This is a genomic window from Sphingobacterium sp. SYP-B4668, assembly GCF_027627455.1.
Lineage (GTDB): Bacteria > Bacteroidota > Bacteroidia > Sphingobacteriales > Sphingobacteriaceae > Sphingobacterium.
In genome coordinates, this window is record NZ_CP115483.1 from 2,508,377 (window position 1) to 2,525,988 (window position 17,612).

General features: G+C 45.4%; 7 protein-coding genes. All 7 read left to right on the forward strand.

Features of this window, described 5'->3' with window-relative positions:
• The first annotated feature begins 409 nt into the window (after nucleotides 1–409).
• The 7 genes from OQ289_RS10535 to OQ289_RS10565 all read left to right on the forward strand — a co-directional run bounded on the left by OQ289_RS10535 (nucleotide 410) and on the right by OQ289_RS10565 (nucleotide 17,572).
• Nucleotides 410–1,096: an aspartyl/asparaginyl beta-hydroxylase domain-containing protein gene (locus OQ289_RS10535; RefSeq protein WP_270090700.1), complete on the forward strand. Its 687-nt coding sequence runs from the start codon at nucleotides 410–412 to the stop codon at nucleotides 1,094–1,096.
• A complete protein-coding gene (locus OQ289_RS10540) occupies nucleotides 1,089–2,027 on the forward strand; it encodes a hypothetical protein (RefSeq protein ID WP_270090701.1) in 939 nt (312 codons plus the stop codon). Before OQ289_RS10535 ends, OQ289_RS10540 begins: the two co-directional genes overlap by 8 nt.
• On the forward strand, nucleotides 2,018–3,562 hold the full coding sequence (cysC, locus tag OQ289_RS10545) for an adenylyl-sulfate kinase (RefSeq protein ID WP_270090702.1): 1,545 nt from the start codon (nucleotides 2,018–2,020) through the stop codon (nucleotides 3,560–3,562). The genes OQ289_RS10540 and cysC overlap by 10 nt, the downstream gene beginning before the upstream one ends.
• 206 nt (nucleotides 3,563–3,768) lie before the next feature.
• Nucleotides 3,769–4,620 (forward strand): hypothetical protein, encoded by an 852-nt coding sequence (locus tag OQ289_RS10550; RefSeq protein WP_270090703.1) that lies wholly within the window; start codon nucleotides 3,769–3,771, stop codon nucleotides 4,618–4,620.
• A 62-nt stretch (nucleotides 4,621–4,682) separates the two neighbouring features.
• Nucleotides 4,683–5,222, forward strand: coding sequence for a phage tail protein (locus OQ289_RS10555; RefSeq protein ID WP_270090704.1), 540 nt, complete (start codon nucleotides 4,683–4,685; stop codon nucleotides 5,220–5,222).
• A 5-nt stretch (nucleotides 5,223–5,227) separates the two neighbouring features.
• On the forward strand, nucleotides 5,228–6,382 hold the full coding sequence (locus OQ289_RS10560) for an ABC transporter substrate-binding protein (RefSeq protein WP_270090705.1): 1,155 nt from the start codon (nucleotides 5,228–5,230) through the stop codon (nucleotides 6,380–6,382).
• 18 nt (nucleotides 6,383–6,400) lie between these two features.
• Nucleotides 6,401–17,572, forward strand: coding sequence for an autotransporter-associated beta strand repeat-containing protein (locus OQ289_RS10565; RefSeq protein WP_270090706.1), 11,172 nt, complete (start codon nucleotides 6,401–6,403; stop codon nucleotides 17,570–17,572).
• Nucleotides 17,573–17,612: the final 40 nt, after the last annotated feature.

Below are 17,612 nucleotides of genomic sequence, written 5' to 3' on the forward strand. Positions count from 1 at the left end.
CAATCACCCTCAAAAAAATAGCATAATTTATCGAAGTGGTAAAGGGAAAATCGAATGATTTAGCCCAAGTATATCTCGAACAAATCGCCCTGCTTATCATCCTGAGCTTTGGGTAAGCAGGCGGTCTTTAAAACGCCTGTTTTCGAGGTCCTCACGAGCCTATCAATTTTGAAAACGACAATTGGTTGATAGATAGGTTTTTATAATTTCAACTTTTTTCAATACTACCCGAAAGTATGGGCCGTGATTTGATAACTAAACACTAAATTTGCTCTATAATACATCTGATACCTATAGTGAAAAGACGATTAGCCTTTAATCCAGTATGTATTTCAATAGAAGAGTAAATATATTATATGTCGTGTTTCCAGAAATGGTTAATATTCGATAGTGAAGCTTTTTGAAAAATATGACGAGCTATATAAAGTTTGATACCAAATATGATTCAGCTAAGTTAATCGCCGAATTGGATTACTGTGCGGATGCACGGTGGAGACCTCATTTTAATACCCAGGATTATCAGGGAGAATGGGACTGTATTGCGCTACGATCAGGAAGCGGTGACAGCTCGGATATCGGGGCGATTTGCAATGGAGAAGCATATGCGGATACGGATTTACTCAAACAACTTTCTTATCTACCTGAGGTTATTGATAGTATCCCAGGCGTGAAGGAGTCTGTCCGGTTAATGGCCCTATACCCCAATAGTGAAATAAAGCCACATAGAGATTTGGATTGTTCTTATCGCGACGGGATTTATCGTATCCATATTCCGATATGTACCCACCCCGATGTAGAATTCTATCTAGATGGGGAGCGTATAGTGATGCAACCGGGGGAATGTTGGTACTTGGATTTTTCAAAAACACACCAAATTGTAAATCGTAGCCATCAAATCAGGGTCCATTTGGTTATAGACGGTATACGTGATGCGGATACAGATCGGTATTTTTTTGATAACGGCTATCAAGAGTCTCCTAGACCAGAATATGACGATCAAACCAAATTGGCGATGATTGCTAATTTGGAGATGATGGATACCGATACAGCTCGCCAACTTATAGCGAGTTTAAAGAGCGAATTGCAAAATGGTTAAAAACTGGATCCCATATAAGCTCGAAATCGTCGATCGAATGGTGCGCGTGCTATGGCTTGACCTTGGAGATCGGCCTATAGCCGAACCTTTTTTTGACGAAACAATTCAACGAAGCAGAACGCAAATGCGTCGTAGGTCGCATCTAGTCTCCGTTAGCACCTTAGCGTTTTTATGCGATTGGGCATTAGCAATCGATTCCATCCAACCTACAGCTTTTATTTTTCACGTTAGCCGATGTGGGTCTACGTTGTTGTCACAATGTTTGGCCACTGATACTCAGAATATCGTCATACCAGAAGCGCCCTTATTGGATGAAATATTATGTTTGGATGAGAGTATGTTGCCTGTTAGTATCTCACGGGAAAACCTCTTTAAGGCTGCTTTGGCTTTGTTGGGACAAAGTCGTCTCGAACAGGAACGCTTCTTTGTGAAACTGGATAGCTGGCATGTGCATCGTTATGACTGGTTAAGACAATGGTTCCCCAACACGCCTTTTTATTTTCTCAGTAGAGAGCCGCAAGCGATTATTCGCTCCCACGAGAAGCGTAGGGGTATTCAGATGATTCCAGGATACCTATCGCAAGACGCCAATCCCGTGAAAGTTGAGGAGGCGCATTATCGTAGCTTTTCGCTGTTCACGGCAGATGTTCTCACTAGTTTGTATAACAGATTGTCTGCCATCCGGTCCAGCCATCATGCATTAGACTGTTTTTTCGACTACGGGGATGGCATGTTGGAGATGTTGGCTGGTTTTGATCGGCATGTGGGCCATATCATATCTAATTGGGTAGAGACGAGTCGACGCTTATCCTATCACAGTAAGTATCCCGAGCAGATATTCGAGGAAGAGCAGAGTGAGTGGAGTGATTTCCCGTATCGGGATTGTCTCGATAGTTATTTGAAATTTAGCCAGTTATCACTATGCCGCTAAAGAAGGGAATAATAATACAACTGACGGGTCTATCCGGATCAGGGAAGTCAACTTTGTCCAAAGGAGTTAAGTCCCAGCTGGAAGGTCAAGGCTATAGAGTTGCTGTCGTCGATGGGGATGAATGCCGCAAGACGTTATGTAGCGACTTGGGGTTTTCCAAAACGGATAGAGTTGAGAATATCAGGCGGTTAGGCGTACTCGCAGAGACCTTGATTACAACCCATGATGTAGTCCTAATAGCTGCTATCAATCCATATGAAGAGGCTCGTGAGGGGTTGAGGGTGCGCTACGATGCGAAGGTCGTGTACTTGGAGTGTATTTTAGAAGTCTTGATGGTGCGAGATCCAAAAGGCTTATATTATAGAGCAATGCTGGGTGAAGATCATCCAGATCATATTTCCAGCTTTACTGGAATCTCCGATCCATTTGAATATCCGCAAGATGCTGATATCGTATTGGATACGGCTAAACAAACTGTTCAAAAGAACACTGTTACATTAGCTGAATGGATTGTTGAACAAATTGAAAAAAGGCTACATACAGCGTGTTTTCATACATTTTTGAGCCAAATTATCGCCCATATAAAAGCAGCTCCAAACGAAAAGAACCGAAGTGATTCCTTTTCGTACGATGAACAAGTATTTCGATTTGTTTTTGGCCTAACACTTTTTGATTTGATAGAATATGTCTATCGAGAGTTTACAGACTTGAATGCGTTTGAAAAGTGGGTGAAAAAGTATGATGACGAGGAGACTTTTCGCGCCAAAATATACGAATTTTATAAACTGACACACCTGGTAGACGGTAATCAAGACTATCGAACTCAAATATTGACGGATGAACAACTGGAAGATTGGGAGCGGGACGGGTATCTTCAACTTTCTGGCCTTGTTTCGGATGAAGACTGTGACGCGGTCGTGAATACCATCTGTAGACGCCTAAAGATTGACTTAACGAATGCGGACACCTGGTGGCCAACTGATAGCAACAAGCTACAAGGGATTATTATACCTTCTTTACACACACATGAGACGAAGACTGTCGCATTAAATCCGAAAATACGCCAAGTGTTCGAGGATTTATACCAAAGCAGGTCTATTATACCGAGCGTCACACCTTTGGGGTACAATCCCCCTGAGCGAGTAAATTATTCCTTTAGAGGCAGTCCCTTGCATTGGGATGTTGATTTCCTTAAAGGGGTGAGTTATTATATACAGGGATTAGTGTATTTGAGTAATGTGGAGGAGCACGGAGGGGCTTTTAGTTTAATACCCGGATATCAACATCGGTTGGCATCTGCGCTTCAGGAATACGGAACAGCGGAACATGTATTGGAATTACTTCGTCAACAAAAAGTAGATGTACGACTAAGTGGAAAAAAGGGAGACCTGATCGTATGGCTAGAAGCTATACCACATGCCGCAACGGCCAATAGGTCTGATAAACCTCGATTTGTACAGTATGTAGCTTATCAGAAAAGGGAATCTGATGGCGGTACAAGGTTGACTAGTTCTCTTGGTGTGGAGAGGAATTGATTGATGGTCAGGTTTTTAAATTTGTCCCTCATTTGTCCCCCTTGAAAATGGGGAGTATAGGTACGTGTATAGTTAAAATTGTAAATAATTAACCGAAAGATAAATCCATTTGGATTAGACATCATATTGATGAGTACTTGAAGATATAGATGCTATCATCTGGTTCGAGAGTATGCAGTTGAAAAAACGAAATAGAATATTTTTTTATGAAAAGTAGCGACCGAAGGTTATTTCTAAAAAATTCTGGGCTCCTGTTGGGATCTCTTTTGATTTCCAGAATTGGAGTGGCCCAACCCTTGTCCCGGACGGCAAGATTCAATTTAAGTTTAAACTTAGCACAAGTGAACTTCTTTTTTACGGGGAACTTGAACCGCAGGCAACATTTGGAGTCCATTGTCGCGCCTTTATTGCGAAACATGTCTGGCATTTATCTGGACACGGGCAATTTTACGGAGCATTCACAAGCTAATACGAGGTATAGAGTAAGCCAAATGAATGCGTTGGGATATCAGGTTGCGGCATTGGGAAAACATGAAGTGGATATGGGAGAGGAGAACTTGTTAAAACTGGCCAAGTCATGTGACTTTGCATTGGTGAATAGCTTGACGGCTTGGCGTAATTCGGAATTAACGAATTGGATTAAGCCTTTTCAATTGGTGGAGATTGGAGGTAGATGTGTCGGGGTCCTTGCTATCGGACCTGCGTGTCCTTCTAAACAGGACATGGATAAATTGACCAGACTAGCGAAGCAATTAAAGAAGGAAGAGCAATGCGATATGATCATATGCCTAGTGCCGGAGGGACTCAAAAAGGAAGAACTCTTGGAATTGGTTAGAGAAAGTGGTGATGTCGATTTATTCTGCTGTGCAGCAACAGATGCTAGAGCTGGTGTATGTCAGATTCTTAAGAATGGCGATAACGCGGAGACAACACTGATCTATGGGGGAGAGGAAGCAATAGAACTGGGGCACTATGCCGCAAATATGTCCGCTTCTGAATATGTATTGCCGAATAGAATGGCTTGCCACCCACCTAAAGCTGCTACGAGCTGGTCGTAGGTTTTAGCGAGTGTATACGATATAAATAGAGACTAATATTAATTATAAAAAAAGATAAAATTATGGAACCTTTTTTAGGAATGATTTGCACATTTGGATTTAATTTTGCTCCAAGAGGCTGGGCCATCTGTGGAGGGCAATTGATCGCTATTCAGCAAAATTCGGCACTTTTTGCTCTTATTGGAACTTACTATGGAGGGAATGGACAAAATACGTTTGGACTGCCTGACTTGCGTGGAAGAGTGATGATTGGAGCGGGACAAAGTCCTGGGTTATCCAACTACAATATAGGAGAGGTTGGTGGAGCGGAAAATTTTACATTGACGATTAATCAGTTGCCAGCACACAGCCATTTCATCCCGGCTACGACGTCTGCTGGAAACACTTCGAATCCTACAAATGCACGGTTGGCCGCAAGCCCTAAGGTAGGCTCGGGGCCCAATGCAAGTACTTTAAATACATATTCTAATGATACTGCGGCGGCTAATGCTACTATGCCCACCCAGATTATCGGTAATAATTTGCCTACTCCCCTTATACAGCCCTATTTGGCGGTAAATCATTGTATAGCTATAGAAGGTATTTTCCCTTCCCGTAATTAGTAAAAATGAGTAGACCCTTGAAAATTGGTTTTTTAACACCCTTCTCCTCGGTGTACCCCTTCTATGGACAACATATGATGGCTGGCTTTTTTACAGCCTTTGCACAATTTGGGCTTACGGCGAATGATGTGGTGTTTGTACCGATATATATTGGACAAGGACAGCACAAGGTGATGCAAGAAGCAGTTCAAAAGCTATTGTTCTTTGAAGGCGTAGATTTAATAACGGGAATGGTGAATATAAAGGCCTTGACCGAAATATCCACCTTGTTCGATACCTATAATAAGCCGGGGCTTTTTATAGATTTTGGAGAGCTGATCCATCCTCCAATTGGTTATGGTAAAAACGTAGGCTGTCTTTCCATGAATTATTGGCAAAGCGAGTACGCGCTCGGAAAATGGGCCGTAGCGGAGTTTGGACCTGACGGACAAATTATCATGCCCATCTACGAAGCTGGTTTTAACCTCCACCAAGCGTTCCTGGATGGGGCAGGGGCTGCTGGTTCGACCGCATTGAATAGCATGGTCCTACCTGAAAATTATGTGAATAAAAATGGTGTTAATTTGCAACCTTTTTTTGATGCTATCGATCGGGATACCCCCAACTTTGTGCATGCTATTTTTTCGGGTACATTAGGAACCGAATTTTTGAAGCAATGGAGAGAAAGTAAATTTTATGATACGATACCCTTGCTGACCGTAGAGAATATGGCCTATAAGGATATGTTGAATGATATTCAACATTTGCGTGTGAAGTTTTATGCGGCTTCTAACTGGCAAGATACCGATCAATCTATATCAAATCAATCTTTTGTACAGCAATTTGTACAAGCCAATCATCAGCCTGCATCTGTTTTCAGCATGTTGGGATTTGAATTGGGCCAAGTGGTGGTCCAAATGCGAAGCGAATTGATAAAAGGAGATGGTAGTTCGGCTATTGCTAAATTTCGACAGTCAGGAATAACGGGACCAAGAGGGCCAATTACAATACACGGTTGGAATGCCTCTACTTACCCAATTGTCGACATCAATCAAATCGTGACGACCAACCACCATATAAATTATACCGTATTATCTCAGGGCAGTGCTTTGGGATATGATACAACACAAGTCTTTGAAGAGTCAGTAAGTGGTTACCTAAACCCATACTGGTCTGTATAGCCTAAATTAATGCAACCTATGAAAAAATACTTATATCACGTTCTTGTACTTTTGTCTACTTGTGTACTGGGAATATTTTGTCATCAATCGGCCTGGGCGCAGAACTATAACGCACAGAATATAGCGACTGGGGGACTGTATACTGCATTAACCAAAGATGTAGATGGCAACATTTATGTGATCAGAGCAGTTTCACCTAATGATGCTAATTATCAGTTGGTGAAATATACCAACGGTCAGGGGCAACCAACAGTGCTCTACTCGGGATTAACACATGATGCGGGTAACTATCCTTGGGGATTAGCTGTGGCAGCCAACGGCCAAATCTTCGTCAGTACCCATATCGGGGACAATGGGAATAAGATTCTAAAATTGACGAATAGTAACGGAATCTATACCGTGTCTGATTTTCAGAATAATCCTTCCAAATATTATACCGGATTAGCAATAGATGCAAACGATCGACTTCACGTGCTACAACATAATGGAACGTCCTATGAGGTTGTTCGGTATCATAATTTGAATAATAATTCAGGTTATACCTCCTTATTTTCAGGGATTCCTTCGGAAGCAGGTTTAAGTTATGCGACAAATTTGGCAATTGCGACAAATGGTGATATTTATTACACGGAACCCTTTTGTGTGGATGAATGGTATGCACATCTTATTTCTATGAAAGGAGGTGTTGTCAAGGTTGCCAACAACGGTGGAAACTACAATTATACGTCAAAGACCTACCTCTCAAAAGATAAGTATGCAAGTGCCCTGTCTATTGAAGGTAATGATTTGTATGCCTTGGAGAGTACAGGTGCGGCAGGCGGCTATAAATTATCCAAATACAGCAATTTATCAGGAACAGGGGCGGCATTACGTACCGATTTAAAGGCAAATGCTTTTATCTACCCTTGGGGTGTAGTGTTCAAGGGAGATATTGGCTATTATACGACGGGAGATGATGGTAATTCAGGAGGGAGTGTGATGCGGATTGTTCCGAATCCGAATGCCGGAAGTGAACCTCCTAATGAAATAATAGGACCAGAGAGTAAGGATATTTGTGCCAATGTCCCTACAAGTTTTTCGCTCACAACTACAGGGGCGACTGCACATCAGTGGGAAGTAAGCACTGATGGCGGTAATACCTTTAATAATGTTCAAAATAATACAAACTACAATGGTGTCACTTCGGCAACTTTATCCATTGTAAATACACCAGCTAGCTTTAATACATATATCTACCGTTGTAAGGTGACTTTTGGCGCTGCAGGCAGTAAATACTCCTCGATAGCCAATCTATTGGTGACTGATCAGGTGCAGATAAGTACACAACCCCTAAATACGCAAATAACTATTGGTGGGTCGGGATCTCTTTCAGTAACGGCATCTGACGCAACAAGCTATCAATGGCAACGAAAAATAGGTGGCGGTGTATTTTCGAATATCAGTGATGGTGGAAGCTTTTTTGGAACTAACTCCGCTACATTACAAATAACAAATGCTACGGCGGCATTGAATAGTGATCAATTCCGGTGTATTGTAACCAATAACTGCCTTTCTGCCAAAGTTTCGAATGTCGTTACGCTGACCGTAAATGCTGCACCTTCTATAAGTCAACAACCTGGAGATAAAACGATAATGGCAGGAGGGCAAACTGCTTTCACAATGCTTGCCATAGGAGCAACAGGCTACCAATGGCAGGTTAGTACGGGAGGGGCTTTTTCAGATGTTGCCAACGGTGCGCTATACAGCGGCGTAACTTCCAATACCCTCACTATCACAGGGGTGACGATGGGCATGAATGGTTATTTGTATCGTTGTGTGGTTAGTGGAGCTATACCCCCTGAAGCGACATCACTTCCGGCTAGGCTAGCTGTAACAGTACCTCCTAATCAGGCTCCAGTGATTGTTAATCTGCATGGCGATCTAGTTGCTTGGGCGGGTGTTGGAAATACCGTTACGCTAGATGAAAGTGGTAATGCAGGTGTGAGTGATGCCGATATGGATGCATTGAATGCTGGTCTGGGGGATTATAATGGTGCTTCCTTGACGGTACAGCGGGCGGGCAATACCGTATCAGCCGATGATTTTGGCTTCATTACTACGGGTGCATCATTTACAGTGGTTGGCAATCATTTACAAACCGGAGGATCTACTTTTGCATCTTTTACAAATGCGGGCGGTGTGTTGACGATATCCTTTACTAGTTCGGGCACAGCTGCGACGAGGACATTGGTCAATGAAGTGATACAACGTATTACCTACCGAAATGATACCCCTGCGGGTGACGCCACTATGCGCTTCACCTTGAGTGATGGCATTGCGAGTACTACCGCAGATGTAACAGTTGCCAGCGATACTATCTATGTCACCAATACGACAGATACTCCTACGATCAATGTTGCTAATGGTGTTAGCTTCAGTGAAGCCATTGCAATTGCTGCGGCCGATGCCACCGGCAGCCAGACGCTGATTTTTACTAACAGTTTCAATTCCAGCGTGTCGCTGGCCGGCAACTTGTCGATCAACGAAAGTCTGACACTTAATGCGGATGCGGCTGGGGGCTTGGTCATCAGCAGCGGTGCCACTATTACCCTGGGCGGCGGTACCACATTGAGCTTTACTAATTCCTCTGGCACTGTCGATATCGCCGCCACGCTAAGCGGAACTGGTTCGCTGACTAAGGACGGCGCTGGCACCCTGACATTGTCGAGTGTCAACAACAAGACTAATATGTCGGGCGGCATTACCGTCAACGCGGGCACACTGGTGGTCAGCGATGACGATCATCTATCCTCCGGCACATTGACGCTCAACGGCGGCACGTTGACCAACAGCAGCACTAGCTTTACTATCGACAATACCATCGCATTAGGTTCCAGCGGTGGTACTTTTAATGTTGGCGGCGGTAACGGTAGTACCCGATTAACCCTGTCGGGCATTGTTTCCGGCACGGGCACTTTGACTAAGAATGGTCAAGCCATCCTCCAACTGGATGGCAACAATACGTATTCCGGCGCGACCAGCCTAATGGCTGGAACTATGATTGCCACTCACTCCAATGCACTCGGTACCACTGCCGGCGCAACCACTGTCAGCAGCGGCGCAACCCTGCGATTTGCTGGCGGGCTCACGGTAGCTGAAGCCTTAACCATCTCTGGTGCCGGCAAGACGGTCAGTAGCGTGGATTATGGTGTATTGCACTTAATTAATGGCAGCAGCACCCTTAGCGGCAATGTGACCCTGGTGGGCGATGCCAACATCAGTGTTGCCGGTGGTACATTGATTGTCAGTGGGGCACTTATTGGTAGCGGCAATCTCAATAAAACGGATGTTGGTTCGCTGCTTTTGTCCAATACCGGTACCGAAGCTAGCATGAGTGGTGGGATGACGGTATCCGCTGGTGCCTTGGAGATCGACAATGATGATCAGCTTTCATCAGGAAGCCTTAGCCTCAACGGCGGAACCCTTGCAGTAATAGGCGTCACAACCATTGACAATAACATCGATATCACCGCCAGTTCGACTATCAATACCAGTGCTGATGTCACGCTCAGTGGTGTTGTTAGCGGTACGGGCGAACTTACCAAAGCCGGAGTCAGCACGCTGAGCTTGAGTGGTACCAACACAGCCACTGGAGCGGTCAATATTTCGGAGGGCGGTCTGACTATCAGTGGTGGTAGCAGTATCGGAAACACCAGCGCCGTGACCGTGGCAAGCCTTGCAACCTTGACCTTGAGTGGCGGAGATGAAACCATCGGCTCTTTGGCGGGTGCGGGGAACGTAGTGTTGGGGTATAAGCTGATCATCGGCGGTAATAACAGCAGTACAACGTTCAACGGTGTCATTTCTGGCATAGGTAACGGAATTGCCAAAATCGGTACCGGTACGTTCACCCTTTCCGGCTCCAATACTTACTCGGGTAGCACAACTGTTAGCGCAGGAACGCTGGCGCTCTATGGTGGAACTGCAATTAATGATGCCAGTGCAGTTACTGTTTCAAGTGGCGCCACGCTCTCCCTGAACGCAAATGAGACACTGGGGTCGTTGGCTGGAGCAGGTAACGTTTCATTAGGCGATTTTGCCCTTTCATCAGGTGGCAACAACGCCAGCACCACTTTCTCGGGTGTATTTAACGGCTATGGTGGGTTTCTGAAAACCGGTAGCGGCACGCTGACCTTGTCAGGCAGCAATAGCGGTACCTTTTTCGGCGGCATGGCGGTGTCTGGGGGCGGTACCCTGAGCGTGGCTAACGATGATAATTTGGGGTCAGGAATACTCAGCATCAACAACAGTACTTTTAGCATTACTGGCGCGACCACTATTGATAACAGCATCACCCTTATCAGCGGTGCAAGCATCAATAACGCGGCAGCAGTCACGTTATCGGGTGTTATTAGTGGGAGTGGTAGCTTCACGAAAACCGGTATTGGCGTGCTGACATTACCAGGGATAAATACCTATGGCGGTGCTACGCAAGTATTGGCTGGTACCTTGGCCGTAAATGGTGCATTAAGTGCAACAAATATCGTTGAAATTGCATCTGGCGCGACTCTTATAGGCTCGGGTAGCGTAACAAATCTTAACGTTAATAATGGCGGGACACTTTCACCTGGCAATAGCGCTGGGACCTTTACGGTGGACGGAAACTTGCTAATGAATTCGGGCAGTACGCTGGCTATAGAAATCAACGGCACCACTGCAGGTACTGATTATGATCAGGTGGTTGTTCTTGGTAATGTCAATGTGAGTGGCGCTAACTTATCTGTGACTCATGGTTACACGCCGGGACAGGGGGATAATTATTCTATAATTGTCAACGATGCCGTCGATGTAATTAGCGGTACATTTAGTGGTTTAGCTGAAGGCTCGACAATTACTGCCGGTGGCAATGGTTCAGTATTGACCGCCAGTTACATTGGTGGAAGTGGCAATGACTTTACGTTGACGGCTCCTATAAATGCAGCTCCGGTTATCGGCAATTTGAATGGAGATGCTGTCACTTATATAGAGGGTGGAACTGTGGTAGTAATTGATGCAGGGGCTGACGCAACTGTAACCGATACGGATTCTCCTGATTTTGATGGGGGCAATGTGGCGGTTTCCATCGCGGCTAACCGTGTACCGACGGAAGATGTACTTTCCATTCGGAATCAAGGAACAGCAGCGGGGCAAATTGGTGTCTCTGGATTAAATATTACGTATGGCGGTACGATTATCGGTACTCGTACAGCTAGCGGTGGGACGGATACATATGATTTGGTCATTACGCTAAATGCTTCGGCCACACCTGCTATTGTGCAGGCGTTGCTCCGCAATCTGACCTATACGAATACCAATACGACGGATCCATCCACATCAGCGCGTACTGTAGGTGTAACCATCAACGATGGGGATGGTGGCACGAGTACTCCGGCTAACGTTACGCTGGATGTAGTGGCCGTCAATGATGCACCTACACTTACTGCGACAGCTTTAAACCCGACCTTCACAGAAGGGGGGGAAGCAGTCGCGATGTTTTCAAATGCACAATCTTCGACTATCGAAGCGGGGCAGTTGATACAACAAACTACGCTTACGGTTTCAGGAGTACAAGACCCCAATACAGAGGAATTGTATATAGAGGGTACTAGAATAGTATTATCAAATGGAATGAATAGTACCACTGCGGTCAATGCCATTAATGTGAATGTTTCTGTTGCAGGCACTACAGCAACTGTAACGCTATCCAAGTTGAGCGGAGTTAGTACTTCGGTATGGAATACCCTCGTTAATGGAATAACTTACCTTAATACCAGTAAAAATCCGACAACAGCAGCTCGTGTAGTAGCCTTAACGAGCATCCAGGATGATGGTGGCATAGCCAATGGTGGCGTCGATCGGACTACACTATCGATAGCATCTACTGTAACTATAGTGGCCGTAAACAATGCGCCGATAGTTACTACTAGTGGTGGTAATACCGCCTATACCGAAGGTACACCTGTTGCGGTAGATGCTGCTCTTACGGTTACTGATCCGGATAATACGACCTTGGCTACTGCAACAGTAGCGATTACGGGTAATTTACAAAGTACACAAGATGTATTGACATTTACCAATGATGGGGCTACAATGGGTAATATAACGGCAGCGCTGTACAATAACGCAACGGGTGTACTGACACTTAGCTCCGTTGGATCCTCGGCGACTTTGGCGCAATGGCAGGCAGCTTTGCGTGCGGTTAAATACAACAACACCTCGCAAAATCCTTCAACAGCTGCACGTACGATGAGCTTCAAAGTACACGATGGTGGTCTGGAATCTGTGGCCGCTACGAAAACTGTCTCCGTGATCGCTGTCAACGATGCGCCTGTTGCAGTAGATGACTACATTACCCTGACCGAGGATATACCAGTAGTGGGCAATGTGCTAACGAATGATTCGGATCCAGAAAGTAATGCCTTAACGGCATCCTTAGTCACGCCGCCTGTTAACGGTACGGTAGTCCTGAATGCGGATGGTAGTTTTACCTATACACCGAATGCGAATTACGCGGGTAGGGATAGTTTACAATACCAAGTCTGCGATGATGGAGTTCCTTCCAAGTGTGAGACAGCATGGTTGCATTTAACCATCAATCCGGTAAATGATGCACCTGTAGTTACAGTGCCTGCAAATATTTCCGTAACGGAAGATGTAGCTTCTCCGCTTACAGGTATTAGTTTTAGCGACGTAGATGCTGGAGCAAATTCAGTGCTGGTGACTCTGTCAGTGCCTAGTGGTGCATTGAATGCTGCAAGTACAATGGATGTAACGGTAGGCGGAACTGCCGAAACGTTGACACTTAGTGGAAGCATTTCGAAGATCAACGCTTTTATAGCAGCGGGTGCTGTCACATTTACTACGGCTAGCCATGCAACTACTAATGTGATATTGACAGTATCCATTACCGATAATGGACACACTGGCGGAACGGCATTAATGGATACCAAAACTACTACACTAGTTGTTACGGCTGTCAACGATGCACCGGTCAATTCGGTACCGGGCGCGCAATCCGTGGATCAAGATGCTACACTGGTCTTTAGTGCTTCAAATAGTAACTTGATTTCAATTTCGGATGTCGATGCTGGAGGTGGAGTTGTAAAGGGTACCTTGACGGCAACTAACGGCTTGTTAACGCTTAGCGGTACTAACGGACTTTCCTTTATATTCGGCGGCAACGGAAACGCGACAATGACTTTTGAGGGGGCAATTGCAGACATTAATGCCGCCTTGGACGGATTGGTATTTACTCCGACACCAGGTTACAATGGTCCAGCAAGTATTCAGATCCTTACCAATGATTTGGGGCTTACTGGTACAGGTGGGGCCCAAATTGATATCGACAATATCATCATTACAGTCAACTCGATTAATCCGAGAGTCATTTCGGTTGGCGCGTTAACGGCTAATGGTACCTATAAAATAGACGATGCTATTGCGCTTACAGTAACTTTTGATCAAGCGGTTACCGTGGATGGGGGTGTACCTACACTTGTATTGGAAACTGGTACAACTGACCAATCAGCAACTTATGTAGCTGGAAGCGGAAGTAATACCTTGACGTTTAACTATACGGTACAGGCTGGGGATCAATCGTCTGATCTGGACTATATATCGACGGCTGCGCTTTCTTTGAATGGTGCTACTATTAAAAACACCTTTGCTGATGATGCGATATTGACCTTGCCAGCGGTTGGCGGATCTAATTCCATTGCCGGGCAACGTAGCATCGTGATAGATGGGGTTGTTCCTACGGTAACATCGATGAGTGTGCCTGCAGATGGATATTATGTCCGAGCACAAAACCTGGACTTTATAGTCAACTTCTCGGAAGCTGTAACTCTAGACGTCACAGGTGGTTCGCCTAGGATTGCCCTTAGCATTGCCGACCAGACGACATATGCTGGCTACCTATCAGGTTCAGGAACCACGACATTAGTATTTCGATATACAGTAGCAAATGGATTACAGGATGATGATGGTATTACTGTTGGATCGTTATCACTTAATGGAGGAACGCTTTGGGACGCAGCAGGCAATAACGCTGACCTGACGTTGAATTCAGTGGGCAATACAAGTGCGGTAAAAGTCGACTCAAAAATATCACAGGTTGTTTTAAGTATCAATGATGGTGAGACTCATACCAACAATGCACAAGTAAATTTAAATTTACAAATTGACGATACTGATTTGAGTACCATGAAATTCTCCAACGATAATGTTTCCTGGAGTGCTGAAGAGTCATTCTTTAATACGAAACTTTGGGACTTAACACCTGGGGATGCGACGAAAACGATTTATGTAAGTGTCAAAGATTTAAGAGGCAATATCACCGAAACAAGTGGTAGTATAATATTAGATCAAAAGGCACCAATCGTGACGGGTGTTGAACATGGCAAATCGTACAATGACGATCGTACCATTAGCTTTGACGAAGGTACAGGTACACTAAATACGACTTCCTTTATTTCAGGAGAGATAGTGGATGCAGAAGGTACTTACGAGTTGATCGTAGTAGATGTCGCTGGTAACAGGACAATAGTAAACTTTGTCATTGACAAAACTGCACCAGCACAGCCGACCAATCTCGTTTCGACTGCAGGCGATACGGAGGTCAACTTGACTTGGGATGCAAATGGCGAAGTCGACTTGCAGGGATATATTTTGTATTCGCAAGCGCAGGGCAGTAGCAGAATTAAGTTAGCCGATATCCCTAAAGGGACAGTGTCCTTCTTACATACGGGCTTGACCAATGGCATATTGCACCAATATTTCTTGGTAGCAGCTGACACCCTTGGCAATACGAGTACGGAAGCGCTTACCTCAGCAACTCCTATGGGTACACAGAATATTACATTTACTCCTTTGGCAGATAGGACGTATGGGGACCTAGATTTCTTGTTGAGTGCCAGTGCAAGCTCTGGTCTTCAGGTATCTTATACGACTTCTGATGCTACAGTGGCTGAAGCCTACAAAGATGCCGCAGATGGAAATAAATGGAAATTGAGAATAACAGGTGCTGGTACTGTTGATGTAATAGCAAGTCAAGGCGGCTCAGCTGCTTATTTACCTGCTGTTGATGTTACACAGACCTTGAAAGTAGGCAAGGCCAATCTTATGGGGATCAGCTTTACGAATGCTACGTTTGGTTATGACGGTACGGCCAAATCACTTGCCACGACGGGTACTTTGCCTGCGGGTGTTACAGTCAACTATAGCGGCAATGCGCAGACGGAAGCTGGTATATATCCAGTAACGGCTACGATTGATGGTGGCAACAATTACATCGGAGAGACACTTACTGCAGAGCTGACGATTACCAAAGCTGCCCTAGTAGGCATTAACTTCGCTAATGCTACATTTGGTTATGACGGTAGGGCCAAGTCACTTGCTATTACAGGTGCCTTACCGATAGGTGTTACAGTCAGCTATAGCGGCAATGCGCAGACCGAGGCTGGTACATATCCAGTAACAGCTACGATTGATGGTGGCAACAATTACATCGGAGAGACACTTACTGCTGACTTGACGATTAGCAAAGCTGCCTTAGTAGGCATCAACTTTACGAATGCTACGTTTGGTTATGACGGTACGTCCAAGTCACTTGCTATTACAGGTGCCTTACCGGCAGGTGTTACAGTCAACTATAGCGGTAATGGCAAGACGGAAGCTGGTACATATCCAGTAACGGCTACGATTGATGGTGGTAACAACTACATCGGAGAGACACTTACTGCTGACTTGACGATTAGCAAAGCTGCCTTAATGGGTATCAACTTTACCAATGCTACATTTGGTTACGACGGTACGGCCAAGTCACTTGCTATTACCGGGGCCTTACCGACAGGTGTCACGGTCAACTATAGTGGCAATGGCAAGACGGAAGCTGGCACATATCCAGTAACGGCGACGATTGATGGTGGCAACAATTACCTCGGAGAGACACTGACTGCTGACCTGACGATTACCAAGGCTGCCTTAGTAGGCATCAACTTCGCCAACGCGACCTTCGTTTACGACGGCACGTCCAAGTCACTTGCTATTACAGGTGCCTTACCGACGGGTGTTACAGTCAACTATAGCGGCAACGGCAAGACGGAAGCTGGTACATATCCAGTAACGGCCACGATTGATGGTGGCAACAACTACGTTGGAGAGACGCTTACTGCTGACCTGACGATTACCAAAGCTGCTTTAGTGGACATCGGACTTGCCAATGCGACCTTTGTTTACGACGGCACGTCCAAGTCCCTTGCTATTACAGGGGCCTTACCGACAGGTGTTACAGTCAACTATAGCGGCAATGGCAAGACGGAAGCTGGTGTACATCCAGTGACAGCCACGATCGACGGTGGCAACAACTACGTTGGGCAGACGCTTAATGCTAGTCTGACGATTACCAAAGCTGCTTTGGTGGGCATCGGTTTTGCCAATGCGACCTTCGTTTATGACGGTACGGCCAAATCACTTGCTATCACAGGTACCTTGCCAACAGGCGCTACGGTTAGCTACAGCGGCAACGCCAAGACTGTGGCTGGTGTACATTCCGTGACGGCAACAATCGATGGTGGCAACAACTACGTTGGGCAGACGCTTAATGCTAGTCTGACCATCACCAAGGCACAGCAGGTCATTAGCTTTGCTGCTATCGAGCCTGTATATCGTGACGCTGGTGAGCTGCAGCTTGACATCAGCAGTAACAGCGAATTACCGATTAAGATCTACAGCGACAATGTGCTGGTAGCAGAAGTTACGGGTGATCGGACCGTCACGGTGAAAGGTGTGGGCCTTACCCGTATCCGTGCAGAGCAAGATGGAAATGCCAACTATATGGCTGCCGAGAAGGTAGTTCGTGAATTACGGGTACGTAATGAAGATGGGGCGCGTCTGCCAGTACGGGTAAATCAGGCGGTATCACCTAATGGTGATGGTATCAATGATTATCTGCGTATAGAAGGTATCGATGAGTATCCAGAAAACAAGATTGCGATCTTTGATGCCAACGGTAACCTCGTACGCGAGATCAAGAACTACAACAATAGTAGCAATTACTTCGATGGTGTACGAGAAGGCCGTGCAGTGCCAACAGGGACCTATTTCTATGTCTTAGAAGTTCGCATGGGTGGCAAATGGCACTACGACAAAGGATTTTTCGTAGTGAAGTACTAGACGACAGCGACATCTTGAATTGCTTACCGCTTATAGCATA

Coding starts and splice junctions, on each gene's coding strand:
- OQ289_RS10535 (WP_270090700.1), top strand. CDS start 410: ATGACGAGCTATATAAAGTTTGATACCAAATATGATTCAGCTAAGTTA.
- OQ289_RS10540 (WP_270090701.1), top strand. CDS start 1,089: ATGGTTAAAAACTGGATCCCATATAAGCTCGAAATCGTCGATCGAATG.
- cysC (WP_270090702.1), top strand. CDS start 2,018: ATGCCGCTAAAGAAGGGAATAATAATACAACTGACGGGTCTATCCGGA.
- OQ289_RS10550 (WP_270090703.1), top strand. CDS start 3,769: ATGAAAAGTAGCGACCGAAGGTTATTTCTAAAAAATTCTGGGCTCCTG.
- OQ289_RS10555 (WP_270090704.1), top strand. CDS start 4,683: ATGGAACCTTTTTTAGGAATGATTTGCACATTTGGATTTAATTTTGCT.
- OQ289_RS10560 (WP_270090705.1), top strand. CDS start 5,228: ATGAGTAGACCCTTGAAAATTGGTTTTTTAACACCCTTCTCCTCGGTG.
- OQ289_RS10565 (WP_270090706.1), top strand. CDS start 6,401: ATGAAAAAATACTTATATCACGTTCTTGTACTTTTGTCTACTTGTGTA.